Origin of the sequence: Amycolatopsis orientalis DSM 40040 = KCTC 9412 (assembly GCF_000478275.1) — a bacterium.
Taxonomy (GTDB): domain Bacteria; phylum Actinomycetota; class Actinomycetes; order Mycobacteriales; family Pseudonocardiaceae; genus Amycolatopsis; species Amycolatopsis orientalis.
Window position 1 is genome coordinate 84,009 of the sequence record NZ_ASJB01000099.1, and the last position, 24,121, is coordinate 108,129.

General features: G+C 66.8%; 26 protein-coding genes. 14 read left to right on the forward strand and 12 right to left on the reverse strand.

From position 1 onward, the window contains the following. Nucleotides 1-183 precede the first annotated feature (183 nt). The 5 genes from L324_RS39790 (at nt 184) to L324_RS39810 (ending at nt 5,472) form a co-directional block, all read left to right on the forward strand. Nucleotides 184-1,683 (forward strand): APC family permease, encoded by a 1,500-nt coding sequence (locus L324_RS39790; protein WP_235783789.1) that lies wholly within the window; start codon nt 184-186, stop codon nt 1,681-1,683. Continuing rightward, a complete protein-coding gene (locus L324_RS39795; protein WP_037321345.1) occupies nt 1,680-2,900 on the forward strand; it encodes an arginine deiminase in 1,221 nt (406 codons plus the stop codon). Before L324_RS39790 ends, L324_RS39795 begins: the two co-directional genes overlap by 4 nt. 11 nt (nt 2,901-2,911) lie before the next feature. Beyond that, complete coding sequence (gene argF / locus L324_RS39800) at nt 2,912-3,913, forward strand: ornithine carbamoyltransferase (protein ID WP_037321348.1); 1,002 nt, start codon at nt 2,912-2,914, stop codon at nt 3,911-3,913. Nucleotides 3,914-3,915: 2 nt separating this feature from the next. Continuing rightward, a complete protein-coding gene (locus tag L324_RS39805) occupies nt 3,916-4,863 on the forward strand; it encodes a carbamate kinase (protein WP_037321350.1) in 948 nt (315 codons plus the stop codon). 183 nt (nt 4,864-5,046) lie between these two features. Then, on the forward strand, nt 5,047-5,472 hold the full coding sequence (locus tag L324_RS39810) for a hypothetical protein (RefSeq protein WP_051174392.1): 426 nt from the start codon (nt 5,047-5,049) through the stop codon (nt 5,470-5,472). A 216-nt stretch (nt 5,473-5,688) separates the two neighbouring features. Here L324_RS39810 and L324_RS39815 read toward each other — a convergent pair whose 3' ends face one another. After that, the gene (locus L324_RS39815; RefSeq protein ID WP_037321356.1) at nt 5,689-6,210 is read right to left on the reverse strand and encodes a hypothetical protein; all 522 of its coding nucleotides are present in this window, start codon (nt 6,208-6,210) and stop codon (nt 5,689-5,691) included. Here L324_RS39815 and L324_RS39820 point away from each other — a divergent pair. After that, nucleotides 6,194-7,576, forward strand: coding sequence for an SdrD B-like domain-containing protein (locus L324_RS39820; RefSeq protein WP_037321359.1), 1,383 nt, complete (start codon nt 6,194-6,196; stop codon nt 7,574-7,576). The two genes, L324_RS39815 and L324_RS39820, sit on opposite strands and share 17 nt — an antisense overlap. Before the next feature lie 40 nt (nt 7,577-7,616). Here the strand turns inward: L324_RS39820 and L324_RS39825 are convergent, their stop codons facing one another. After that, a complete protein-coding gene (locus L324_RS39825; protein ID WP_037321772.1) occupies nt 7,617-8,618 on the reverse strand; it encodes a zinc-binding alcohol dehydrogenase family protein in 1,002 nt (333 codons plus the stop codon). A 134-nt stretch (nt 8,619-8,752) separates the two neighbouring features. Here L324_RS39825 and L324_RS39830 point away from each other — a divergent pair, with 134 nt between their 5' ends. Both L324_RS39830 and L324_RS39835 read left to right on the forward strand, forming a co-directional pair. Further along, nucleotides 8,753-9,046 carry a DUF4342 domain-containing protein gene (locus L324_RS39830; RefSeq protein ID WP_037321361.1) on the forward strand — a complete coding sequence of 98 codons (294 nt, stop codon included), beginning with the start codon at nt 8,753-8,755 and terminating at the stop codon, nt 9,044-9,046. Beyond that, nucleotides 9,043-9,693, forward strand: coding sequence for a LiaF transmembrane domain-containing protein (locus tag L324_RS39835; protein ID WP_037321364.1), 651 nt, complete (start codon nt 9,043-9,045; stop codon nt 9,691-9,693). The genes L324_RS39830 and L324_RS39835 overlap by 4 nt, the downstream gene beginning before the upstream one ends. A gap of 77 nt (nt 9,694-9,770) precedes the next feature. Here L324_RS39835 and L324_RS41125 read toward each other — a convergent pair whose 3' ends face one another. Both L324_RS41125 and ppk2 read right to left on the reverse strand, forming a co-directional pair. After that, a complete protein-coding gene (locus tag L324_RS41125) occupies nt 9,771-10,904 on the reverse strand; it encodes a CHAD domain-containing protein (protein ID WP_051174394.1) in 1,134 nt (377 codons plus the stop codon). Then, a complete protein-coding gene (gene ppk2 / locus L324_RS39845; protein ID WP_037321776.1) occupies nt 10,901-11,719 on the reverse strand; it encodes a polyphosphate kinase 2 in 819 nt (272 codons plus the stop codon). The genes L324_RS41125 and ppk2 overlap by 4 nt, the downstream gene beginning before the upstream one ends. 261 nt (nt 11,720-11,980) lie before the next feature. Here ppk2 and L324_RS39850 point away from each other — a divergent pair, with 261 nt between their 5' ends. The 3 genes from L324_RS39850 to L324_RS44180 all read left to right on the forward strand — a co-directional run bounded on the left by L324_RS39850 (nt 11,981) and on the right by L324_RS44180 (nt 14,356). Continuing rightward, nucleotides 11,981-13,036, forward strand: coding sequence for an Acg family FMN-binding oxidoreductase (locus tag L324_RS39850; RefSeq protein ID WP_063624636.1), 1,056 nt, complete (start codon nt 11,981-11,983; stop codon nt 13,034-13,036). After that, a complete protein-coding gene (locus tag L324_RS39855) occupies nt 13,033-13,386 on the forward strand; it encodes a sporulation protein (RefSeq protein WP_037321367.1) in 354 nt (117 codons plus the stop codon). Before L324_RS39850 ends, L324_RS39855 begins: the two co-directional genes overlap by 4 nt. A 763-nt stretch (nt 13,387-14,149) precedes the next feature. Beyond that, nucleotides 14,150-14,356: a DUF5984 family protein gene (locus L324_RS44180; RefSeq protein WP_499698323.1), complete on the forward strand. Its 207-nt coding sequence runs from the start codon at nt 14,150-14,152 to the stop codon at nt 14,354-14,356. 141 nt (nt 14,357-14,497) lie between these two features. Here the strand turns inward: L324_RS44180 and L324_RS39865 are convergent, their stop codons facing one another. Further along, nucleotides 14,498-14,953 carry an SUKH-3 domain-containing protein gene (locus L324_RS39865; RefSeq protein WP_037321372.1) on the reverse strand — a complete coding sequence of 152 codons (456 nt, stop codon included), beginning with the start codon at nt 14,951-14,953 and terminating at the stop codon, nt 14,498-14,500. A 459-nt stretch (nt 14,954-15,412) separates the two neighbouring features. Next, a complete protein-coding gene (locus L324_RS39870; RefSeq protein ID WP_037321374.1) occupies nt 15,413-16,768 on the reverse strand; it encodes a carotenoid oxygenase family protein in 1,356 nt (451 codons plus the stop codon). A gap of 118 nt (nt 16,769-16,886) precedes the next feature. On the opposite strand from L324_RS39870, the gene L324_RS39875 reads away from it, so the two are divergent. Continuing rightward, nucleotides 16,887-17,420: a TetR/AcrR family transcriptional regulator gene (locus L324_RS39875; RefSeq protein ID WP_037321375.1), complete on the forward strand. Its 534-nt coding sequence runs from the start codon at nt 16,887-16,889 to the stop codon at nt 17,418-17,420. Here L324_RS39875 and L324_RS44185 read toward each other — a convergent pair. The 3 genes from L324_RS44185 to L324_RS43940 all read right to left on the reverse strand — a co-directional run bounded on the left by L324_RS44185 (nt 17,371) and on the right by L324_RS43940 (nt 19,926). Further along, nucleotides 17,371-18,024 (reverse strand): DUF4279 domain-containing protein, encoded by a 654-nt coding sequence (locus L324_RS44185; protein WP_081736625.1) that lies wholly within the window; start codon nt 18,022-18,024, stop codon nt 17,371-17,373. The genes L324_RS39875 and L324_RS44185 overlap by 50 nt on opposite strands. Nucleotides 18,025-19,086: 1,062 nt before the next feature. Next, nucleotides 19,087-19,536 (reverse strand): hypothetical protein, encoded by a 450-nt coding sequence (locus L324_RS41980; RefSeq protein ID WP_081736626.1) that lies wholly within the window; start codon nt 19,534-19,536, stop codon nt 19,087-19,089. 258 nt (nt 19,537-19,794) lie between these two features. After that, the gene (locus L324_RS43940; protein ID WP_268871977.1) at nt 19,795-19,926 is read right to left on the reverse strand and encodes a hypothetical protein; all 132 of its coding nucleotides are present in this window, start codon (nt 19,924-19,926) and stop codon (nt 19,795-19,797) included. Between the two features lie 380 nt (nt 19,927-20,306). Here L324_RS43940 and L324_RS39880 point away from each other — a divergent pair, with 380 nt between their 5' ends. Continuing rightward, nucleotides 20,307-21,038 carry a DUF2637 domain-containing protein gene (locus L324_RS39880; protein WP_051174430.1) on the forward strand — a complete coding sequence of 244 codons (732 nt, stop codon included), beginning with the start codon at nt 20,307-20,309 and terminating at the stop codon, nt 21,036-21,038. A 319-nt stretch (nt 21,039-21,357) separates the two neighbouring features. Here the strand turns inward: L324_RS39880 and L324_RS39885 are convergent, their stop codons facing one another. Further along, a complete protein-coding gene (locus L324_RS39885; RefSeq protein ID WP_037321377.1) occupies nt 21,358-21,861 on the reverse strand; it encodes a hypothetical protein in 504 nt (167 codons plus the stop codon). Between the two features lie 223 nt (nt 21,862-22,084). Further along, nucleotides 22,085-22,282 carry a hypothetical protein gene (locus tag L324_RS39890; protein ID WP_037321379.1) on the reverse strand — a complete coding sequence of 66 codons (198 nt, stop codon included), beginning with the start codon at nt 22,280-22,282 and terminating at the stop codon, nt 22,085-22,087. A 189-nt stretch (nt 22,283-22,471) separates the two neighbouring features. Between L324_RS39890 and L324_RS39895 the strand changes: the two genes are divergently transcribed. Continuing rightward, a complete protein-coding gene (locus L324_RS39895) occupies nt 22,472-23,560 on the forward strand; it encodes a hypothetical protein (RefSeq protein ID WP_152547147.1) in 1,089 nt (362 codons plus the stop codon). Nucleotides 23,561-23,708: 148 nt separating this feature from the next. Here the strand turns inward: L324_RS39895 and L324_RS39900 are convergent, their stop codons facing one another. Beyond that, on the reverse strand, nt 23,709-23,990 hold the full coding sequence (locus tag L324_RS39900) for a hypothetical protein (protein WP_037321383.1): 282 nt from the start codon (nt 23,988-23,990) through the stop codon (nt 23,709-23,711). Nucleotides 23,991-24,121: the final 131 nt, after the last annotated feature.

Below are 24,121 nucleotides of genomic sequence, written 5' to 3' on the forward strand. Positions count from 1 at the left end.
GACGGGGACCTTCGGCACGCTGCCGCCCGATCCGGCCCTTCGGCCCATCGACCACGGACCTAAGCCCCATGGCACCGCCGCGCCGTACGTAGATCCTTTGCCGAAGGGAACGCACCTGTGTCGCCCCTCCTCTCCACCTTGCCCCGGCGAGTGAGCCCTACGAGCGGAAGATCGGAAAGACTGATGGCGGAGCAGGAACAACCAGGACATCCGGACGGAGCCGCGCCAGGCGCCGCGGGCTCGACGAGCGGCAAGGAGTTCTCGAACCGGTTCGGTCTGCCGACGGCGACGGCGCTGGTGGTCGGTTCGATCATCGGAACGGGGGTGTTCGCCCTTCCCTCGTCCTTGGCCCCGTACGGCCTTTCGAGTCTCCTGGCCTTCGGCTTGGTCACCATCGGCGCCTTGGCTCTGGGGCTGGTGTTCGGCTGGCTCAACAAACGCGTGCCGGGCTCGGGCGGGCCGTACTTGTACGCACGGGACGCCTTCGGTGACTTCGGCGGCTTCGTCACCGCCTGGGCCTACTGGCTGACCGCCTGGGTGGGCAACGCCGGTATCGCGGTCGCCTGGGTCGGCTACGTGGAAGTGTTCGTCAACAAGGAGCACAACCCGTGGTGGTCGGTCGCCATCGCGTTGGTCGGCCTGTGGCTGCCCGCCGCGATCAACATCTCCGGCGTCCGGAACCTCGCGTGGTTCCAGATCGTCACCACGGTCCTCAAGTTCGTGCCGCTGGTGTTCATGGCGACCATCGGGTTGTTCTTCATCAAGGCCGACAATCTCGGTTCGTTCAACCCGAGTGGGTTGTCCTGGGTGGGCGCCATCTCCGCGGCGGCCGCGATCGCGCTGTTCAGCTACCTGGGACTGGAGACGGCCTCGGTCGCCGCCGGACGGGTCCGCGACCCGAGCCGGAACGTGTCCAGGGCGACCGTGCTCGGCACGCTGGTCTGCGCCGTCGTCTACGTACTGGGGACCGTCACGGTGTTCGGCACCGTGGGGCAGGGGGCGCTGGTCGACTCGACGGCGCCGTTCTCCGCTTCGGCCACCGCCATCTTCGGGGCGAGCTGGGCCGGGCAGGCCATGGCCGTGGTGGCGATCGTCTCCGGGCTCGGCTGCCTGAACGGCTGGACGTTGATCTGCGCCGAGATGCCGATGGCCGCCGCCCGTGACCGGCTGTTCCCGACCCAGTTCGCCAAGCTGAGCAAGAAGGAGATCCCGGTCTTCGGCATCGTGGCCGCCACCGTGCTGGCATCGGTGCTCACCGCTTTCGGTTACTGGAACTTCCAATCCGTGTTCACCAACGTGGTGCTGCTGGGTGTCTTCACCGCGGTGATCCCTTACCTGTACTCCGCCGCGGCGCATCTCTACTGGCTCATCGTCCAGGGCCGCGCGCTGAACTGGCCGCATCTGATCCGCGATCTGGTCGTGACCGCCTTCGCGCTGCTCTTCAGCTTCTGGGCGCTGGCGGGCAGCGGATACCAGGCGGTGTACTACGGCGTGTTCGCGTTCTTCCTCGGCATCCCCGTCTATGTCTGGATGAAATCCCAGCGCAAGGAATACGGCGAGACGCCCGTCTCCCCCATCCGCTATCCCGCGGACAGTCCCTATTTCCTCTCTCCCGACGGGAAGAACGGCGCGAGCGCCGAGAACGCTACCCCGGCGCCGTTCGAACCGCGGGAGCAGTCATGACTTTCGCCGTTCATTCGGAGGTCGGCCGGTTGCGGCAGGCCATCGTGCACCGTCCCGGCCTCGAGCTGACCAGGTTGACCCCGCGCAACATCGGCGAACTGCTCTTCGACGACGTTCTCTGGGCCAAGCAGGCGAAGCAGGAGCACGACGCGTTCGCCGAAGCCTTGCGGGACAAGGGCGTCCGCGTGCACTACTACGGTCGGTTGCTGGCGGAAACGCTCGCGCTGCCCGAAGGCCGGAAGTTCGTGCTGGACCGGGTGTGCACTCCCGAAATCCTCGGGCCGGCGCTGGTCGCGCCGCTGCGAGCCTTGTTCGACGACCTCGACGGGGAGAACCTGGCCGAGTACCTGGTGGGCGGCGTCCTCAAGGCCGACCTCCGGCCGCTACGGGCGCGGAGTCTCCGGTGGGACACCCTCGCCGCCGACGACTTCGTCCTGCCGCCGTTGCCCAATCATCTGTTCCAGCGTGACGATTCCTGCTGGGTGTACGGCGGTGTCTCGATCAACCCGATGGCGAAGCCCGCCCGGCGACGCGAATCCCTGCACACCCGGGCCATCTATCGCCACCATCCGATGTTCGCCGGAGCCGGGTTCCACACCTACTACGGTGACGACGACGTCGATCACCAGCCGGCCACGATCGAAGGCGGTGACGTGCACGTCCTCGGCGAGGGCGCCGTCCTCATCGGAATGGGAGAGCGCACCACCCCGATGGCCGTGGAGATCCTCGCCAAGGCGTTGTTCTCGACCGGACAAGCGCACACCGTCGTCGCCGTCGAGCTTCCGCACTCCCACGCCACGATGCATCTCGACACGGTGATGAGCATGGTCGACCGTGCCACCTTCGTCGTCTACCCCTACTTCGACCACGACGCGCGCAGCTGGACCATCACCGCGGGAGATGAGCCCGCCACCCTGAACGTGCACGCCGACGAGAACCTCTGGCACACCCTCGCCGAAGTCCTGGAAGTCCCCGAGATCACGCTTCTCAGCACCGACGAAGACATCCGGGCCGCCGAGCGGGAGCAATGGGACGACGGTACGAACTACCTTGCCGTCGCCCCCGGGGTCGTCCTCGGCTACGAACGCAACGTCGCCACCAACACCATGCTGCGCAAGCACGGCATCGAAGTCGTCACCATCGCCGGAAGCGAACTGGGACGCGGCCGTGGCGGCCCGCGCTGCATGACCTGCCCGATCGACCGCGACCCGAGCTGAACGGAGCCGAAATGGCCTTCAACCTGCGCAACCGCAGCTACCTCACCGAACTCGACTTCACCAAGGAAGAACTCCTCTTCCTGCTCGATCTCGCCGCCCAGCTCAAGTCCGCGGCCTACGCCGGGATCGCGCAGAACCGGTTGGTGGGCAAACATCTGGCGCTCATCTTCGAGAAGGCCTCCACCCGTACCCGATGCGCGTTCGAGGTCGCCGCCGCCGAGGAAGGAGCGACCACGACCTACCTCGGCCCGCAGGACGCCCACCTCGGGCACAAGGAATCCGCCCGTGACACCGCTCGCGTGCTCGGCCGCATGTACGACGGGATCGAATACCGCGGCCATGAGCAGGCCACCGTCGAAGAGCTGGCCCGGCACTCCGGCGTGCCCGTCTACAATGGACTCACCGCGACGAGTCACCCCACGCAATCACTGTGCGACGTGTTCACCATGCGCGAGCACAGCACGAAGCCCTTGCCGGAGATAGCTTTCTGCTACCTCGGCGACACCCGCAACAACGTCGCCCGATCCCTGCTCGCGATGGGCGCCAAACTCGGCATGGACGTCCGGCTGGCCGGGCCCCGCGCGCTCTGGCCGGACGAGGAGTACCTGACGGCCTGTCTGGCCGAAGGTGTCACCAGCGGTGCCCGCGTCACCGTCACCGACGACGTCGAGGAGGCCGTGACGGGCGCGGACTTCGTCTACACCGATGTCTGGGTATCCATGGGCGAACCCGCCGGCACCTGGCACGAGCGGGTCGCGCTGCTGGCGCCGTACCAGGTCACGGCGAAGACGCTCAGCGCCACCGGCAACCCCGATGTCCGGTTTCTGCACTGCCTGCCCGCCCTGCACGACCGCGACACCGAGGTCGGCGCCGAAGCGTTCGAGGAATTCGGGCTGGACGGCGTCGAGGTCACCGACGACGTCTTCGAATCCCCGGCGTCGCTGGTGTTCGAGCAGGCGGAGAACCGGATGCACACCATCAAGGCGATCCTGGTCGCCACCCTGGGGAGCTGACCGTGCGGATTCTCGTCGCCCTGGGCGGCAACGCCCTGCTGCGCCGCGGTGAACGGCCGGACGCCGACCTCCAGCAGGTCAACGTGCTCGCCGCCGCCGAGGCCATCGCGGATCTCGCCACCGAGCACGAAGTCGTGCTGACCCACGGAAACGGCCCCCAGGTCGGCATGCTGGCCCTGGAAAGCGCGGCGGACCCCGCCCTGACGCGGCCGTACCCACTCGACGTCCTCGGTGCGCAGACCCAGGGCATGATCGGCTACCTGCTCGGTCAGGCGCTGCGGAACGTCGTGCCCGGCAAGCAGGTCGCCACGCTCATGACGCAGACGCTCGTCTCCGTCGCCGATCCCGCGTTCGCCGATCCCACCAAGTTCGTCGGCCCGGTCTACACCGCGGAGCGGTCCGCCGCGCTGGCCGCCGAACGTGGCTGGACCGTCCGCCGGGACGGCTCGTCCTGGCGCAGGGTCGTGCCATCGCCCCGGCCACAGCGCGTGGTGGAGACTCCGGTGATCCGCGCGCTCGTCGAGGCGGGAACGATCGTGGTCTGTGCCGGCGGGGGCGGTGTCCCCGTGGTCCGGGACGAACACACCGGACGGCTGCGCGGGGTCGAAGCCGTCGTCGACAAGGACCAGACCGCCGCCCTGCTCGCCGAAGCCCTGGACGCCGACGCGCTGCTGCTGCTCACCGACGTGCCCGCCGTGATCGACGACTACGGCACCGCGCACGCCACTCCGATCCACCACACCACACCGGCACAGCTGCGGTCCCGCGATTTCCCGGCCGGTTCGATGGGCCCGAAGGTCGACGCCGCCTGCCGCTTCGTCGAACTCACCGGCAACACCGCCGCCATCGGCGCCCTCGACTCACCCGCCGCGATGTTGCGGGGCACAGAAGGCACCGTCATCACACCCGCCGGAAAGACGTGCGACGGCAGTTCGTCGCCGAGGGCGTGAAGCCGGTGGGTGTCGTGACGCGCCGGGATCCGCGCAGCGGGACCTTCGGCCCGCGATCGAAGGGATCCAGGCGGACCGAAGGGCCGCTCCGCCCCGGGGCGTCCGCCTCTCCTGTCCCTCCCGCGAACCGCGCACGATGGGAGTACAGGCAGCAACCCGCGGATCGGAAGCGAGGACCCTCCCATGTCGGCCACGAACAACCAGCAGGAACAGCCTCTCCTCGCTCGCTACGCGGATCTGAAAGATCACCGGCTCGCGATCACCTTGTCACGGGAAGACCTCGAAGAAGAGCAAGACCGCGATCCTCTGGAGCGGATCACCTGCCGGACCCATCGCCGCTGGCTGCACCAATGCGTGTCGTCGCCGCTCCACATCATCATCGTGACCGGCCACCGCTGGTGCCGCTCCTGCTCTCTCGCACTCTCCGTCGCGGTCGACGAACTTGCCGGAGACGTCACCTTCTCCTGTCCAGGCTGTGGGCGCGCTGCGCCGACCCGGGCGACCCGGCAGCTGATTCGCGCATGCCGCGCGAGCCTCGCCGCGGCGCATGACGATGGCTTCGTGTACCCGGGCCTTTCGGCGCCAGAGCCACGTGCCGTGTCGAATTGAGGGGTAGGGGCAAATGTGTCTCCAATGCCGCATTGGGGACACCGGCTCCGAAACACGGGCCCGGATCCCGTTCTGAAGGGAACCTTCGAGACGCTCCACGTCCGAAAGGGGGCTTCAGGACACCCCAGGCCACGAAAAGGCCACCAGGCCCAGGGCGCACCACCCAGCCATGTGTGCCTTACCTCTCGATAACACACAGCCTCGCAGCTTCCTGATTCATGCCGCCTGACCGTGCGCGAGCACGACCCCAGACGAATCGAGAAGTCCTGACATGTCACGAAGATCCCGATCCATGGCGGCCGTATCGGCGTCGATCACGCTCTGCCTCGCCGCGTCGGCGGGGCCGGCATTCGCGAGTGAAACGGCTCCGGCCACGCCGGTGACCGCCCGGAGTACAGAGGCCGCGGCCCCCGCACCGGCCTCCCCTGCGAAGACCTCCCCGACGGCCCCCGTGAAGATCACGCCGACGTCGTCGCGACCCGCGCCGGTTCCGTCGAAGACCACGTCGACCACGTCCCGGCCGACCACGGCGAAACCGACGATCCCCACATCGTCGAGCACCCGGTCCAGCGCCCCGACGACGACGGCCCCGCGGCCCGCCGTGCCTGACCTTCCGGACCTGCGATTGACGGTGTGGTTCGACGAACCCTCGTACCTCTCCACTGAGCTGATCACGGTGCACGCCAGGGTCACCAACAGTGGGAAGGCGTCCGCGAGCCGGGTGATCGTGAGTTCCACCGGCAATCTGTCCACCACCTGGTGGACGCCGCTCACCCCGCCCGGTGTGCCGATCGAACCGGGGCAGACCGTGGTCGGGACCGCGGACGGGTACGTGACCACCACATCCGGCCCGGTGACCCTCACGGTCACAGCCGCTCTGCCCGGCGACGAACAGGACGCCGACCCGGCGGACAACACGGTCACCGCTTCCGTCCCGGTCACGCACCTCAGTGGCAGCTACCGCGGAACGGTCTACGGCGACCGCGACGGAAACGGGACGATGGATCCCGGTGAGGCGCTGGCCGGGGTCAAGGTGTACACCTCTGGTGGCACACCGAACGTCGGCCGGACCACGACCACCGACGCCCGGGGACGTTTCGTCTTCCAGGATCTGCCGGCGGGCCGCTACTGGACATCGCTCGAGAGCGCCGAGTGGTATCTGGTGGGGCCGAACGTCGAAGTGGACGGTGTCGACGACCCCGACGTGGTGGTCCGCGGCACGGCTTCGGCCGCCAAATGGCTTTCCGTGTCGATGACGTTCACCCGGGAGACATACCGAAAGAACGACGTCGCGCGCCTGACCGTGACACTGGCCAACAAGGGCACGGCGGTGATCAAGAACGTGACCGCCGGTTGCCGGCTCTCCGGTCCGGGCGAGCTCGCGACCGGGGATCTGGCTCCCGGCGGGCCGGGTGTGACCGTCCCGGCCAAAGCCAAGCGGGTGCACGTCATGACGGTCCGGATCACGGACGAGGCCGCCGCCGTAGGCCACCTGCGCGTCACGTGTGCCTTCGGTGCGCCGCCGTTCCTCAACGGAGGACCGTCCATCGGTGCGACGGCGAGGATCCCCGGCGGCATGGCCCCGCGGGTGGACGGCTACCTGGGGCGTTTCCTGTGGAAACCGCAGCTCGGCCTCCCCTACAGCGATCCGCTCCCCGGGGTGAAGGTCTACCTGCGGAACCAGGTCACCGGAGCGGTCGTGGCTCGATCGGTGACCAACGGCGACGGCGGCTTCACATTCCGGAATGTACCGGCTGATCTGTACGACTTCGGGATCGTGGGAGCGTGGACGATGGTGTACTCCGACCCTGAGTTCGTCGTCCGCGACGGGGAAAACGGGCCCGGCGACAATCCCTATCGCCATCTCTACTTCGTTGTTCCCGGCCCCTACCAGCCCGATCCGGATCCTGTGCCGCCGCCCACGAGCCGGCAGGTGCTCGTACCTGGCGCGGTGGTTCCTGCGGCGCCCCGGCCCTCCGCTTCGCACACGCCCGGTTTAGCCACGACAGGGGTCGAGGTCGCCTGGCTCGCGCTGGGTGGCACGGTCACGATGATGGTGGGCGCGACGCTCGTGCTCGGCGTGCACCGCCGGCGATTCCGGTAAGGGCCCACGGCGGCGCCCGATCCCGCGGGAACGGGCGCCGTCAGCTCACCCGCAGCACGGCCGCGCCGTTGACCCGGTCCGCCGCCAGATCCGTGAGCGCCCGATCGGCGCGGTCCAGCGGATACCGCACCGTGCTCACCTCGAGGTGGTGCTCGCCCGCGAAGGCCAGGAACTCCCGCGCCTCGGCGCGGGTGTTCGCCGTGACACTGCGCACCTGGCGCTCCTGGAAAAGATGCCGCTGATAGTCCAGGGACGGGATGTCGGAGAGATGGATCCCGGCGATGGCCAAGGTCCCGCCCCGCTCGAGGGCTTCGAGAGCGGGCGGGACCAAGTCCCCGGCAGGCGCGAACAGGATCGCCGAGTCCAGTGGCTCCGGCGGCGCTTCGGCCGCCGCCACGGCCGAGGCAGCTCCGAGTTCCAGAGCCAGCTTCCTGGCTTCCTCGCTACGGGTCATCACATGCACGGTGGCGCCACGCGCGATCGCCACCTGAGCGGTCAGATGCGCGCTTCCACCGAACCCGTAGATCCCCAGGCGGCCGCCTTCCGGTACCTCCGCCCGTTTCAGCGCGTGGTAGCCGATCAAACCGGCGCACAGCAACGGTGCGAGCTCGTCGTCGGTGTACCCCTCCGGCAGCGGCAGGGCGTAAGCGGCCGGTACGACCGCGAACTCGGCGTACCCCCCGTCCTCGTCCCAGCCGGTGTACCGCGACGCCGGGCACAGATTCTCCCGGCCACGAAGGCAGTACCGGCACCGGCCACAGGTCTCCCGTAACCACGCGATCCCCACCCGGTCACCCACGGCCAAGCCCGAAACGCCCGCCCCGACGGCGGCCACCTCGCCCACGACCTCGTGCCCCGGCGTCACCCCGGCCCGATGCACCGGCAGGTCTCCCTCGGTGACATGCAGATCGGTCCGGCACACCCCGCACACCAGCACTTCGACCAGCACCTCACCGGCGGCCGGTCGCGGGACCGGCACCTCCGCCCAGTCGAGCGGGTTCGAGGCCACCGGCCCCGGCCGGACGACCCGCCACGCACGCATCTTCACGAACGGCCTCCTCGGTCGGAAAGTCCTCCGTTCAGGATCATCCGCCTTTCGGCCCGCGGGAAGGACCGAAGGTCACTGCCGCCCGGCGAGCCGAAGCTTCACCGTGGAAGCGGAAGGGAGAGGAAACCATGACTGTGCAGAACGAAGATCGGCAAGCGACCGAATCCGCCGCGCCGAAGGAGCCACGTGAAGTGTTCACCGAGAAAGTGCAACAGCTCGTCCACGAGGGCAACGTCCGGCGGATCGTCGTCAAGGACACCCAGGCCCGCGTAGTGCTCGATGTCCCCTTGAGCGCCGGCATCGTCGCCGCGGTCCTCGCACCGGTCGTGACCGCGGCCGGGGCGATCACCGCGCTCGCGGGCCCCTGGTCCATCACGGTCGAACGCCGGGGCGACGACGCGCCGGAGGAGAAGCCGTCGTGAAACCCGTTCGATTCTGGGTCGGGCTGGTCCTGGTGGTCTTGGGCGTGTCGGGAATCCTCGACGCGACCGGTGTCCTCGAAACCGGCGGCCTGCTCAGCGCGTGGTGGCCTGTCTCCCTGGTCGGCCTCGGCATCGTCGCCATGCTGTCCCAGCGACGGATGTCGGTCGGACCGGCCGCCGTGACGGTGATCGGGCTCATCCTGCTCGCGGGCACCCTTGAGCTGGCTGAAGGCGGCCTGTGGTGGCCGACCCTGCTGGCGGTGGCGGGATTCGCCGTGCTCGCCGGCCTGAGCCGGGAGCACAGCACCAGGACACCGCTCGTGATGTTCGGCGGAGCGACCACCAGGGAACAGTCCCGCCACCTGCGGCACACCGACGTCTCGGCGATCTTCGGTGGCTCGACGCTCGATCTTCGTCAAGCGCGGATCGACGAGGGCGCGACGGTGGACGCCTTTGCCTTGTTCGGCGGCGTCAAAGTGCTGGTACCGCGGGGCTGGCGGGTCTCGCTCGGCGGTCTGCCGTTCATGGGCGGCCTGGAGGACAAGACCGACGGCACCGGTGATCTCCCGGCGGACGCTCCTGTGCTCGCCGTGAACGCGACCGCGATCTTCGGCGGCGTCGAGGTCACGAACACACCGGAGAAATGACGAAATAGCCGCGCGGTACCGTCGTGACCCGGATGGCACGCCGGTACCGCACCAGCCGTGGCGCGCGCCGGCGCGCGCTAAGTCCACAAAGGACGAAGAGCACGGCGGAGATCGCGCCAGGCCCTCGGCAGCCCGGCCACACACCGATCGGCGTTGGCCGTCTCCCGTGTCCGTACCGCCGTCAAGGTACCGTCCGCGACCTCCAAGGAACTCAAGAGCCCACGGGCGACAACAGCGTCTTGGAATTCTCCGAGAAGGTTCTGGAAAGCACGCAGTGCGGGCTTGGCCTCGACCGGCAGCGCCCCGGCGCCGGCCTCCAGCGCGTACCGCAGCCGCTTGGCCGCTTTCCGCACGTCGTGTACAGCGCGGTCACGTTCCGGGCCGGGTGGTAGCGCGGCGACCGCGGACACGCGAGCGTCGACCTTCCCGGCCACCGCACGAGCCAGGCGAGGAAGTACTTCCTTGGCGGGTCGCCGCGCCGCCGCGGGCCAGAGCCGCCGGGGCTTCTCACTCAGCACCACCTCGAGAACGTCCAGGGCGGTGAGCAACTGGAGATACCGACGGCCGTCGAGCGCGCACCGAACCCGCTCGCGCGCCTGCTCCGAGAGGACGGCGAAGGAGGCGTTCGTCCGCTCTCCGGCCCAGGGCCGTGAACGTGCCCACTGGACCTCGATATCCCGCGCCGGGCCGAGTTCCCCGCCGAGCCAGCGCAATTCGGCACCCATCGCCTTGAGAAGTCTCCGTCCGCCCAGCACCCGGGCGTAGGCGGAGAAAACGCCACGCAGCCGCCGGGTCGCCACCCGCATCCGATGTACCGCGTCCGGCTTGTCCTGCCGGACCGCCAGATCCGCCGCGGCGAGGGCCGCGATCTGCGCACGCACATAGCGGAGGACCACTCCTCGTGCGGAGTCGTCGGGAGGTCGAGGCGAGCGCGCGATCCGGTGATCGAGCGCCTTGTGAAGCCCCGCCCTCCCGCCGTCACCGACGCGCGCGACGGCCACCAGGTCGTCATCACGGGTATACGCCCGAAGCAGCCGGTAAAGGGTCGGTGGGACGGCCAAGTCCGAACCGGCGAAGCGGATCGCGCCGTCGGGTGTTTCGAGGCACCAAGATCCATTGTCGGCACTCAGTGTCAGATCATTTCTGAGCAGGCGCAGAGAAGCCGTGTCGAAGTACACGGCACCGGGCGCGGTCGCGATGGGCGCACTCATGGACTCGTCTCCTTCAAGGTCGCCGCGTGGTCCGGGACATAGGTCTGCAACAGCCGATCGGGGCGGCAGTAGCCGCTCGATTCCGGACGCGAAGGGAGTGAAACCGCCTCATGGACGACGTCGTGATAAGGCACGCTCGAAAGAAGATGCGCGATCATGTTGAGCCGTCCGCGCCGCTTTTCCTCGCTTTCGACCACATACCAAGGAGAATCGGCGGTGTCGGTATGTACGAACATGTCGTCTTTCGCCCGCGAGTAGTCCTCCCATTGCGTCACCGACCGCAGGTCCATCTCGGAGAGTTTCCAGCGGCGCATCGGATCGTCGATCCGGCTTCGGAACCGGCGCTCCTGTTCGTCCCGGCTGACCGAGAACCAGTACTTGCGCAGGAGGATGCCGTCGTCGACCAGCAACCGCTCGAAAATGGGGCACTGCTGAAGGAAGCGCCTGTGTTCTTCGGGAGTGCAGAACCCCATCACCCGCTCGACCCCGGCACGGTTGTACCAGCTGCGGTCGAACAGCACGATCTCACCGGCCGCGGGCAGGTACTCGATGTAGCGCTGGAAGTACCACTGCGTCCGTTCACGATCGGTAGGCCTCGGCAGAGCCGCGATCCGCACGACGCGCGGGTTCAGGTGTTCGGTGACCCGCTTGATCGTACTGCCCTTCCCCGCCGCGTCCCTGCCCTCGAACACCACCACCAGCCGGGCGCCCTCGTGTCGCACCCACTCCTGAAGCTTGACCAGCTCGGCCTGCAACCGCAGCAGTTCCCGTTCGTACACCACACGCGGGATCCGCGCCTTGCCCTTGCCTGCCATGGCCTCAACGGTACGAATCAAGGCGACATCCGGATTCGGCCGTACGTCGACGAGGAAGAGGTCTTTGGTCATCCGCGACCAGAGTCATCCGACCCTGTCTTGACACTCCACTATGGACTGTAGCCGTCCGCGTCTCGGCGCCCGCGCGCGCGGAAGGGTCGAAGGGCCCTCGGCTCCGTCACGCCCAGCGGGTCGTTCGCCCCTGTGCTCGCGCTCCGGAGACGGCGACCATGGGAACAGTCCGATCCGAGAGGGAGAGCGATGGACCACGACCCGCCCGACACGTACACGGTGAAGGCTGCTGTCGCATTGGCCGTACGCGCCCCTTCGGTGCACAACAGCCAACCTTGGGACTGGCGGTTCAGCGGCCGCACGATCGAACTGCGCGCGGACACGAACCGGAGGCTGTGGCAGGCCGACCCCGAGGGCCGCGATCTGCTCATCAGCTGCGGATGCGTGCTCCATCACTTCACGGTCGCGGCCGCGGCACTCGGTTGGGCCACCCATATCGACCGGCTACCCGAGCCCGACGTGCTGGCCCGGATCGACCTGGTTCCGCATGAGCCACGTGAAGAGGACATCGCGCTGGCCACGGCGATATCTCGACGCCGGTCGGATCGCCGTCGGTATGCCACCCGGCCGTTGGCGGCCTGGGAGCAGAACCGCCTCGTAAGAAGCGCGACAGATCACGACGCGATGTTGCGCTTCGTGACCGACGCTCCACGGCGTTCGGCACTGACGGCCGCCGCGGTGGAGGCGCAAGGCCTGCACCGGGCCGACCCGGGGTACGGAATCGAACTCGCGTCCTGGAGCGGGCGGCGGTACGCCGCGGACGGCGTACCCGCACGAAACGCGGTCCTGGCCACTGCGGCACCGCTGGTACGGGACTTCTCCGACGCCCTGCTCACCGACACCGAGGCCCAGGACGGCGCCGCACTGACCGTACTGGCGACCGTGGAGGACACTTCGCTCGACAGGCTACGAGCGGGCGAAGCCGCCAGCGCCGTAGTTCTGACCGCGACCCGGCTGAACCTCGCCTCCTGCCTGGTCACGGAGCCGCTGGAGCTGCCAAGCACCCGTGGGCTGATCCGCGACTGCGTCGTCGCGGAGGGAGCCGAGCCTCAGCTCGTCGTGCGAATCGGCCACCTGCCCGAGGGCACTCCCCCGCTCCCCGCCACCCCTCGACGCCCGATCGCGGAAGTACTGCGGCCTCTGGGCCATTACGGGATCGGCCTGCCGATTCCGGTGCAGCAGCGCGAAAGCCGATACCCGGCCGGCGGCGCCGGCCGCACCGTCAACCCTGGGAGCACATCGTGAACGTCGACGAACTGCTGAAGAAGGCCAAGAACGGTCTCGAAACGAAGATGGTCTACGGCGAGCCGCACCATGTCGACGGCGTCACGGTGATCGTGGCCGCCACTGTCGGCACCGGCGGCGCCGGCGCCGACAGCCGGGACGAAAGCGGCCACTCGGGCGAGGGTGGCGGGTTCGGCCTGTCGGCCAAGCCGGTGGGCGCGTACGTCATCAAAGACGGCAAGCTGCGCTGGGAACCCGCCATCGACGTGAACCGGCTCTTGACCACGTTCGGCATGATCGCGGTGGCGGCACTGTTCGCGGCCACGCGTTTCGCGAAGCTCAAGCGGGACACCGAGCCGGAGATTTCTTGACAGCAGTGTCGGTGGCGGCGAGCACGCGACACCGGCGTGCAGGCGAGCGTCGTTGGTCACGACGCCGAGGACACTGCCGACGAGAGAGTTCTGACCAGGCGGTGTTGAAGAAGACCGCCTGCGCGACGATCCCGAGACCGACCGCGATCGTGTCTTGTACGGTGCACTGGATGAGTTCTACGTCTGGACGTGCTGACTGGCCACCCGAAGGACCACCGGCGCCGACCGCGTTCGTGGAAGGACACACCGGCGTCGACCACAGCCGGCTCGTGATCGAGGCGCGGGGAACAGAACCGTCCCCGTACCTCCCACCGGCAGGCTCCGGCTGGGCGGCCACACTCCCTGACCTGATCATCCTCCAACCGGCCAGCGAATGGACAACCGCGGCCGCTGTGCGACTCGAGGCATGGCCCCGAGAACCAGCCCGCGGCGGGCCACCGCACAGCGACACCTCGACCGTCGAAACAACCTTCGACCACCACGAAATCGGCGCCAGAGGATTCTCCGCCCCCAGCACCGAAACAGACCTCCTCCGCCTGAGCAGCCCCGGGACCTACCAGGTCCGCGTGTACCGCTGGGGCGGCGACCAGGTTGACGCGATCTTCTACGCCAACCCCCACGACACGATCCACCGCACGGAGAACTTCCTCCTGCAACTCTGGCCCTCCACTGCGGACCGCGGTCCCCTCGAACCCGCCGCCGGGACAGCCGCCATCCCGCACGATGACGCTCACGCGGCGATACGACGCTGGGCACGAGGCTTATGAGTGACGTTCGCGAGCGACAACGCGACGATTACGAGTCATCGTGTTCGGGGCTTCCAGACGTCCGGCTCGACATCGCTCAGCTCCGCCACGAACACCAGCGGCGTTCAGGATCTCTGGCCGCCGCCATGCGGCACGTACCCGCGACGGACTGGACAGCCGTTCGCGAAGGCGCAGCGCGCATCTTCTCGACTCGAACTCAGTAGCCGCCGTCCTGTGCCGCCGAGGGACTGTCTCAGTAACAGCGTGCTCGGCCCGGAATCGGCCACGCCGGCATCCCGTGCGAGCCAGCCGACGATGCGGCCGAGTGAGCGTGGTGATAATCCGCCCACTCGACCGCTGCTGCGTCAGTCCTCGACGGCGTCGATCCCGAGGGGCTCCGGCAACGCACCGAACACGATCGCGGCGAGCCCTCGGACCCCTCGGCCGAACCGGGCGATCCAGTTGACGGCGGTGTAGATCACCGCGTCCTCGTCGATGGCGAGGAAGAACCTGCTGTTGTCGTACTCCCCCAGAGGAAACCATGCCTTTCCCATCGTTCTCCCCCAGTCGAGGAACAGATCCTCCTCACCGGCACATAGCCTGGGATCCAGCTCGAACTGAAAGCACCAGGAATCGATCCCGTTCGGACGTTTCTCGAACGAGAGCCCGCCGAACCGGGACAGGAAGTCCTCCGCCGCTGGGAACATCTCGAGCCCGCGCGGCTCGAAGATGCTCCGCCACCCCGAGGTGTCCACGCGGCGTTCCGGGCTCCATCCGACTCGCAGAAGCTCGTCCTGCAGCCCAGTCGGCCAGTCGTTCACGGATTTCTCCAATCGTACGTGCGGAACCGGACGCCGTAATGGGCCACAACAGCCTTGCAAATGTCAGACGGATCCATTCCCCACAGGTACTTCTCGTTGCCCAGAGACCTGCCCATGATCGCAGCAGCCTCCGCACCACGTCCCTCCCTCCCCTGTCCCTCCAGCTTCGCATCCGAGGTGCACGCGATGAGGCCGCACCTGCCGTATCCGTCGCCTCTCTTCTCGACCTCGTCCAGGACTCCCGCGGCAGGCTGAGGGTTGGTGCCCGCCGCCGCGCAGACGCCTGGGCCACCATTCGGCCGGAGCATCGGAGAGCAGAGCGTCCGCTGCCATCGGTGGAACCCCGGCCTTCTCGCGCGCATCGACGCCTCCAGATGGCGACAGCACGGACGACAGACCGTCCTTGACGGGACGAGAGTGAGCCCTGGTGGCAGATATCTCTCACATTCGGTGACCGAATCACGCGACGGGAATCCAGCTGCCGTGCAACCCCAGTGGGACGCGTGCGGGCAGATGGACCCTGGCGAGGGGTTCGCCCGCGAAGTCTTGAGCGGCCAGTATCACCAGGTCCGCCGCACCCCGATCGGGGTTGTGGACGTAAACCAGGTTGTAGCCGTCATCTTCCGCGTCTGCCCCGTCCGCCGGGACGAACACTGTCTCGCCCGCGCTCGCGTCACGGCCGAACTCGTGGGTTTCGGTGGTACCGGTCAGGAGGTCGTGTTTGAGGAGAGCGCTGCTGAAGCCTTCGTCAGGACGGTCCGGTTCAGTGGTGCTCGGTGTGGCGTAGAGCTCGGCCGCCGCCGAGTAGCCGAAGCGGTAGGACTTGCCGCTGAAACGGCCGTTCAGACGAGGGAAGTCCTGCGGGCGTTCGTGTAGCAGCGTTCGCGCGACCCGGTCGAGCGCGAGGTCGGCGGTCCAGCGTTCCAGCACGGGCTTGGAGGCGCCGACGTCGGCGAAGTCCACCGGCCGGGGATGCACGACCACGTCCACCACCACCTTTCCGTTGTCCTCGAAGGCGTTCAGGGTGTGGCCGACCATGACGGGCTCGGTCTCGAACCAGCGCACCGTCCCGCCCGCTCTCGGCAGCAGACCCAGCCGTGACGGCAGGTCCCCGTCCCAGCGGAACGGCACCCCGGTCGTCAGGCGCTCGGGCGCGAAGACCATCGGGGACTCGTAGAGCACCACGTAATGCTCGGTGAGCGCGAAGTCGTGCATGTACGGCAGGGTGGGCGCTTTGATGTCGGTGACGCTCCGGTTGTGCCCGTCGGGACCGATCACGATGTGCTGCACGAAATCCGCGCCGTAACGGAAGGCCAGCGAGTGCAGTTCGCCGGTCGCGTGGTCGTACTTGCTGTGCGCGTTGGCCGAGAAACCCTGTGCCGTGGCACCGAGGGAGGCGGGTCCGACGGTGTCGAGTTCGTCGGTCAGCTCGTACGGGGCCAGACCTCCCTCGATGAGCGCGTAGAGGCGGCCACCGTGGTCCGCGACCTGGACGTTCGGCGCGAAGTCCAGGCGCTCGTCGGCGACCTGTCCGCGGCGGGGTTCGCCGAGCCGGTCGGACACGGAAGCCGACCGGACCCAGCGGTTGCGGTACCACTCGGCGCGACCGTCCCGCAGACGCACGCCGTGGACCATGCCTTCCCCGAGGGTCCAAATGTGCGCCGCCGCGTCTTCCAGACCAAGCGGGTTCGGGCCGATGCGCAGGTAACGGCCATTGAGGTCGTCCGGGATTTTCCCGGTGATGGGCAGGTCGAAGGCAGTGATCTCCTCGGCGACCGGGGCGAAGTTGCCGAGGACGTAGCGGTTGGGGTTCATCGTCGTTCCCTTTGTGCGAGGCCGGCTCGTTCCGGTTTCACGACCATACAGGCGTCTTGTACATTTGTATAAGACGCTTGTATAAGACGCTTGTCACAGTACCCGCTAGGATCGGCGCATGGGACAACGAGAGGACCTCCTCGACGGAGCCAAGCGCTGCCTGGTCGAACGCGGCTACGCGCACACCACCGCGCGCGACATCACCGCCGCCTCAGGTGCGAACCTCGGCTCCATCGGGTACCACTTCGGCTCCAAAGAGGCCCTCATGAACGAGGCCATGATCGAACTCTCGACCGAGGCGGTCGAGCGGCTCCGTGAACCGGCCGGAACGTCGCTGACCGCCACCTGGACAGGCCTCATCGACTCCTTCACCGAGCAGCGCGACCTGTGGACCGCCGTCCTCGAAAGCGCGACCCAGGCCATCCGGGTCCCGGACATCCGCGAACGGCTCGCGGATGCCCAGGACGAAGCCCGGAAGGTCTTCGGCGAACGCCTGTCCCGCACGGACGCCGACGCGGCCGGCGCAGTCCAGTTCGCCCTCATCGCCGGCGTGATGATGCAGCACCTCGTCGCCCCCGAGCGGGCTCCCAGCGCCGAAACGGTCATTCGCGGACTGAAGGCCCTCGCCGGTGACCCCACCTCGCCGGAATGACCCGTTCCCACGCCGAGTGCCGATCCGGTTTGGACCATCGCTCGTGTCCAGCCGTGATCGCTACGTCGTTGTCCCGGTGGTCACCCACGTACATCGTCTCGCCTGGCCCGTCGGGGCACCATCTCTGCGACGCGGGCGAAGAACTTCGGATGAAGGCTTGGCGACACCCCACTCGCCCCAGGTCGCGACCTGGTCCACCGGCAGGTGCGGCGCACGCAATAGCTTGGCCGCGCTGCGAGTCCTTCGGCCATGGCGAAGCCACGCCGACAGCGGTTGCGCGCCGGTCGGGTCGGGTGTGCACGGAAATCGACGAGTAATTTGCCAGCTGCCACAACGTGTCGGCCTTTGACTCAAGCCGGTCGAGAAGCCAGTGAAGATGATCGGCAAGTTCGCCACCCAGCGGCAAGTCCGACGACAGCAGCCACAGCGACACCCGACGGATGACTCCAGAACGACGCCCTACTTGATCCCCGACCTCGAATGCATGGGGTGGCTTCAGACCAAGTAGTCCAGTTACGAACGAAGCGCTTCCACCATGATCATCTGAGAGCTGAAACGTCGCACCTGTCCGCACCGGCGCATCATCACGCAGCAGACGCCGCACCGCGAGGCATATACCCGCGGGCCAAGCACGCTGTCCTCGGCATGAGCGGACGTTCGATGTCGTAGCCCATAATCCGACCGTGAGTTATTTTGAGAGGTAAGGCAAACGTAGCGGGCCCTGTGGGCTGGCTCCGTGTTGCGAAAGCCACTTTCGCAACGTTGAAGGTTGCGAAAGTGGCTTTCGCAACACCCCGTTGAGGACTGGGGGCTGGAGGTCCGTGAAGGCCTCCTTCCCTGCCTTGAAAGTCGGGCCCCGGCAAAGTCGCATAACCGCTGGCGGCGCCGCCGCTAGAGCGGACAAGGCGAACGTGTCGGGGTTGTGGGCGGTCTGTTCGCCGGGGTGACGGGCAGGGTGAAGGCGTAACTCGCGTGCTCGGACACGTGACTCGCGTGCTCAGAGGCGTAACTCGCGTGCCTGGATCAGGCACTCGGTGTCGCGGCTTCAAGCACGCGAGTTCCGGCGTCAAGCACGTGAGTTCCGGCCCTGAGCACGCGAGTGTGGTGCCACGCTCACCCGGACACGCCACGTTTGGCTTACCCCTCTATAAATAGGGCACATGTTTATCGGCGAAGGGTTCGGGTCGTCATGGACTCCTTGACGCCCGCCTGCGGCTTCCACATGACCGCGAGCTTCAGCATCTGTTCGTCGCCCACCCGATCCTCAAGAAGGTAAAGTCCGGCGATCGCATCCGGGCCAAGGCGCTATTCTTCGAGATCGAAACCGGCCGTCGGCGCCGGCCCCAAGGACAACGAGGACAAGCTCTCCGAGCAGCGACCGTCCGCTGTGGACAGTAGGGATCACCCGGCCGGCCTCCTGAGTGGACAGTGTTGGTCGGCGCGGCGGACGCCGGGGTGCGTGGACAAGGCCACCTTGACCGCCTTTCCGGTCGCGCCCGAGATCGACCTCGGCAACGAGGTCTGACTCAGCCCGTCTTAACCCGATCACAGCGGTGAGACGTGGATCGGAACCGACTTATCGCGTTGCCCGTGAGCACTCCAGTCGTCACTCCGCTGGTGGACATCCCACGCCACGCCGCGGAACACCGACTGTGCGCCGCGGCGATCAGGTCTGGCACTGGGAAGTCGCAGCGTTGGTCCAGTTGCTCCAGGCGCCTCCCGAGGGCTTGACGTGGACGCGGATCTCGACCCTGTGGGGAGCACAGATACGGGTTTGACTGCCGATTTCGACGGGGCCAATGGTTTTACGGGCGGGAACCTGCTTGCGCCCGTTGCCGATCTTCTTCCAGTCACCGGAACCGTCGTTGAGAAATGCTTCATATTCGACCTGGACAGCGTGAGGGCTGGTGTTCCTCAGCACAACATGGGCGATGATATCGCGGAGAGGGGCTGGTTTTACCTCTTTCCTTTCGGCGCTGATGCAGCCGTTGGCGCCGATGGGTCCGCTGGAGACGGAGCCACCGCAGGCAACGGCGGTGGCGTTGGCATTGGTGACGGAAAGCAGCATGGCTGCCGCGGTGGCTGCGAGTGCGGCCGTGATGCGAGTCAGTCGCATGAAAGAAGTCCTGTCGTTGAATGAGCTCGTTCGAAGATAAGCAAGAACGCGATGTGACATCTTTTGTTCATCTGTCACACGAGCTTGGCAGGTGATCACCGACTCGTCAAGAGGCCGAGTACTCGAAGACCTGATCGACTGAGCCGCCACAACGGCGGTCTGGCTGGGGCGAACCTCTTTGCACTGGACGCAGTGACCAGATTCTTCGCCGATCGCGTCTTCGGACAGGACCGCCGCACGATCCTGTCCGAAGACCTCTCAAAGGTGGATGACCGCGCCACGCAAGATCGCCTGCGAGAACGGGAAAGACTCCAGCGACAACTCGACGACATCGCTCAGCGTCAAAAGTCCCTTCTGACGCAAGCCCAACAAGGTGTGCTGGAAGACCACTTCACCAAGGCTCTCCGCGGAAGCTACAGAACCGGAAGGAGGCAAGACCGAGGCGTTGGCGTCGATCGCGGAACTCGCCGAAGCCGACAAAGCCGAGCAACGTCCACTCCGCGAAACAGACCTCGATCTGCTGGACGCCCTGCCCCATCCGGGATGCCCGCCGACCAGCTGCCTGAAGTCGCCACCTCAGCGGAAAGGATCACCGAAGCCATGAATCCACAAGACCTTCCGGCGCAGCGCGCCGGATCGGCTTGTGATGTTCCTGTTGGTGCCCCCGGCGCGGTTCCAACAGGTACCTCACGAACCAAAATGCCCCGTGAGCTGCGGATCTCCGCGACGACCGTGATCCAGCGGCACCGCCGCAAGGCCCGGTGACCGCCATGATTAACCCGGACGGCGCAACTGCCTCCTGGCTTCGACGTGACCCGGCCCTAGCGGTCCAGTGTGGCTGCACCGCCCTCGTCGCCCTCGGTGCCGCCTACGCCTCCTACCGCCACGGACGAGACTTCGCTCTCCACTTCGGCGCCGACCACACCACCGCCGCCATCTGGCCCCTCATCGTCGACGGCCTCCTCATGATCGCCACCGTCGAACTCTGGAAACCTGCCGACACTGACCGAACAAGAGGCCGCTGGACCGCGTGGCTCGCCTTCGTCTTCGGCATCTCCCTGTCGCTCTGCGCCAACATCGGCTCTACCCCCGACCTCAGCATCCTCGGAATCACCGTCGCCGCCTGCCCTCCACTGGCCCTCCTCCTCGCCGTCGAACTACTCAACCGAGCACTCAAACGACACCGGACCGCAGCCACCGAGCACCTGACCGAACCAGCGATACCTTGCTCCGCCGACGCCGACGGCCCAGTCCAGAAGTACTCCACAACCAGCCCGACTCCCGCCAGCGAGATGACCGCAGAAGAACGTATGTGGGCGCACTACCTAGGCGAGCAAGAACAAGGACGCACACCGACCGGCGCCGACCTCGACCGGGTCGCAGGCACCCACAACTACGGCCGCCGCATCCTGAGAAAATGGCGCAACGAAGGACTTTTCCAGAACACTCACACCTCCCAGCCCTCCGAAGGAAAACGCCAGATCTCCTCGAACTCCGCGTGACGGCCGTATGGCGCAGGGTCGAAAAGAACCGAGGACCGCTCAGCGGGCAGATCACCACTTCGACGAGCTGCGGATTCCCTCGGATTACAAGTCCCCTCCGCCGCCGTGTCAGCCACTGCCGGGAAGTGTCGAATTTTGACCATCTGTGCAGGTCAACACGGGTCTGGCGTCCCATCGGAGTGTCAGGCCGTATCGGGCCGTGTCGAGCTCTACTTCGGCAACGGAGCCCAATCGGAGACGGCATGCGGGCAGGAGACCATACGGCTGACACCAGTCCACTTTGACAAAAGACAGACGAGGGTCGGGCGGAAATCCCACCTCAGGGCTCACCTGCGGTGTGCCGGCTGCGGCGGTCGAACCGGTGACACGTCCACCGAAAGGGGGGCCTGGGCTGGGTCGTGAACTCCCCGATGGCGTCGCGCAACGGCGCGGCATCTCCCACAGGCGCAGGACGCCGTGGTGGCGAAGCCGACCTCGACACGGCCGGTCCAGCCGGTGAGCGGGACAGGGCCTTGCTCGCCCGGGTCCGTGCTATACCGACGTCCAGGCAGTCCTGTGCGATGTTCACCGCGTCCTGGTCCAGCACAACCCGGCGCAGGTAAAGCAAGTGTGCGCCCGCGGCAGTGGCGGCGTCAACGACCTGGTCAGCGGTCAATGCCCTCGGGTCGAGTTCGACGAGGATGTTGGCGTCGACTCGGACCTGGAGCACTTGCAGGCCCTGCTCACGCGCGGACTGGCTGATCTGCTCTGCCTGCTCGGCTAGGGAATCGGTGGCGACGGCGCGCACTGCGGCAAGCACAACGGAGAAGCCCGTGATCTTCATGAGGCGGATCCGAGCAGGCGGCACCGACAGAAACCCGTCCTGCTGGCTCTCTGCGCCTCAGATTCACCTGATCGAGGCGACCTGCCTGAATCCGGGCGGTGCGCGTGTTCTTTCTTGTACTCCCAAGCGCTGGCCCGTCCCGAATCAGGGAGTCACTCGTCGCCGTCGTCCCAGTCCAGAGAGTTGGGGTAAAGCCCAGGTCGCCGACGGGATCTCAGCTGGCTCATGCAAGGCCAGCCTGATGCAGCTTGATCAGGACCGCGGCAACACCGCCCAGGGCCGTGCCGGTGCCGAGCACGGTGCGGAGGACCTGGAGCGCATCCTTGCGCCGGTCCCGGTCTGACTGGAACAGCGCGACACCGGCCGAGGTCACGGCTGTGGCGATAACGAACACAACCCACACGATCAATAAGATCAACATTTTCTGGTCCTCACACGCTTCGTGCCTCGCAGGCACGTGCGCCTGCGCCGTCCACGATGCGGCGCAGATCTGCCGTCTGTCATCTCACCTCCTTTTACGGATAGACTGCGCCGTAGAGCCATTGTCGATAGTTAAGCTACTCTCGGGCGCAGTCAATAGGTATCTGTCTACACGTCAAAAATTTTCTGGATGACCATGGAAACACCGGCATCGCCCAGTAGCACCCCCGGCCGACCTGCCAAGGCCAGGATCGACAGACGAATCGCGCGCCTGCAAGAGCTGCTCGACTCACGGGTGGCCGAAACCGCCCAGAACGCGCGCCGGCGAGTCTGGCAACCGTCCCCGAGAACCGAGGCGGTGTCGCAGATTGCCGTCAGGTCCCGGCTGTTGCGGGTCACCGAGGATCACCCAGGCATGACCCGGATTCAGCGTGTCAGCGCCTCCAAGAGCGCCGCACTGCAAGTGCTTCTGCTCGCACTGTTCGAGCAGCAGGTGCGCTCACCGCAAACCAAAGACTCCCGCACCCGTCTCCCCATCAGCTATAACGACAACCCGCTCTTATCGACCTGGGTGGAGTTCACGGCCTTGCCGACCGTCGACTCGACGAAGAGGCGCACCCACCCCCGCACCGCGAAGGCCAATCGGGAGAGGCAGATCAAGCGCGCGCTCGATCGCCTCGCCGACTGCGGCCGGGTAGAAATCGAGCCTGAACGTGTTCACGGCCGCTACGAGCGATTCGCGCTGCTCGACGAGGGCACGAACAACGCCCCAGGGAACGGCACCACCTACTACGCGCGGCCGAAGCCCGGCAGAGGAAAGACCAGGCGGCTGGTCGTCACCATCCCGGTCGAATTCTTCCTCAACGGCTGGTTAGACGCGTTGTCGGACAACGAGATCATCACCTACCTCACGCTGCGCCTGATGGCGCAGGCGTTCCCGGACCGACATGCGGAAGGCGGCGTGTTCCTTGCCCAGGCAGCCCGGCAGGACACATTCAACCTTGATCGCGGTTTCGAGGCCCACCGGATGCTCTCTCGGTATGGCTTGATCGACACCATCCGAGACCGGCGACGTAACGCCGACGGCACCATGGACAACTTCGAGGAGATCGGCGCCGGCCAAATCCACCGATTCAAGCTGGATGACAGCACGCTGACCCAACCTGCGATCCCTCGTGTGATCACCTCGCTCACCCGGTTCGCGCAGGGTCTCGACTCCGATTTTGCACTGCTTAGCGACGCCATCGACCGCAGGACCACACCGAAGACCGCCAGCTAGCCAGACAACCCTCCAGAGAAGCGATTATGAAATGGGCGCTCTCGAGGCGGTCGTCCTCCCGCGTGTGCACGGCCGCCCCAGTTCCCGGTGAACGCAAGTCCACCTCTGCTCATCCTTCTGCCCTGGCTACTTCGTGGCGCGGCCTATGTCAGACTTCGCCTGAGGGCAGGTTCATCTCTGTAGGCACAACGTCAAGCGGTTGAGTCACGTGCAGCTCGACCACCGTCACATCGCGTCCGGGGCGACGCCAGGACAACTGGTCGAGCAACATCCGAATCGAATGTGTAGGCCAGAGAATGATCGTCGTCGCCGACGGGAGAAGCTCAGCGACGTCGGCAGCGATAAAAGTGCTGACCAGACACTCAGCAGGACTGAGATCCGGGAAGCCGCAGCGCATGTCCCACATGGCTTCGTCGTAGTCGAACACCACGCTCGCTGGTCGTTCCAGTCCCTTGCTGGACAGCGGGCTGAGCGATGCGCCGGTCGCCGGTCCACACAGATGAGCCGTGAAGCGGTGCGAGGTCAGAGGGTAGCTGCGCGCATCGTCGGCCGCAACCGGGC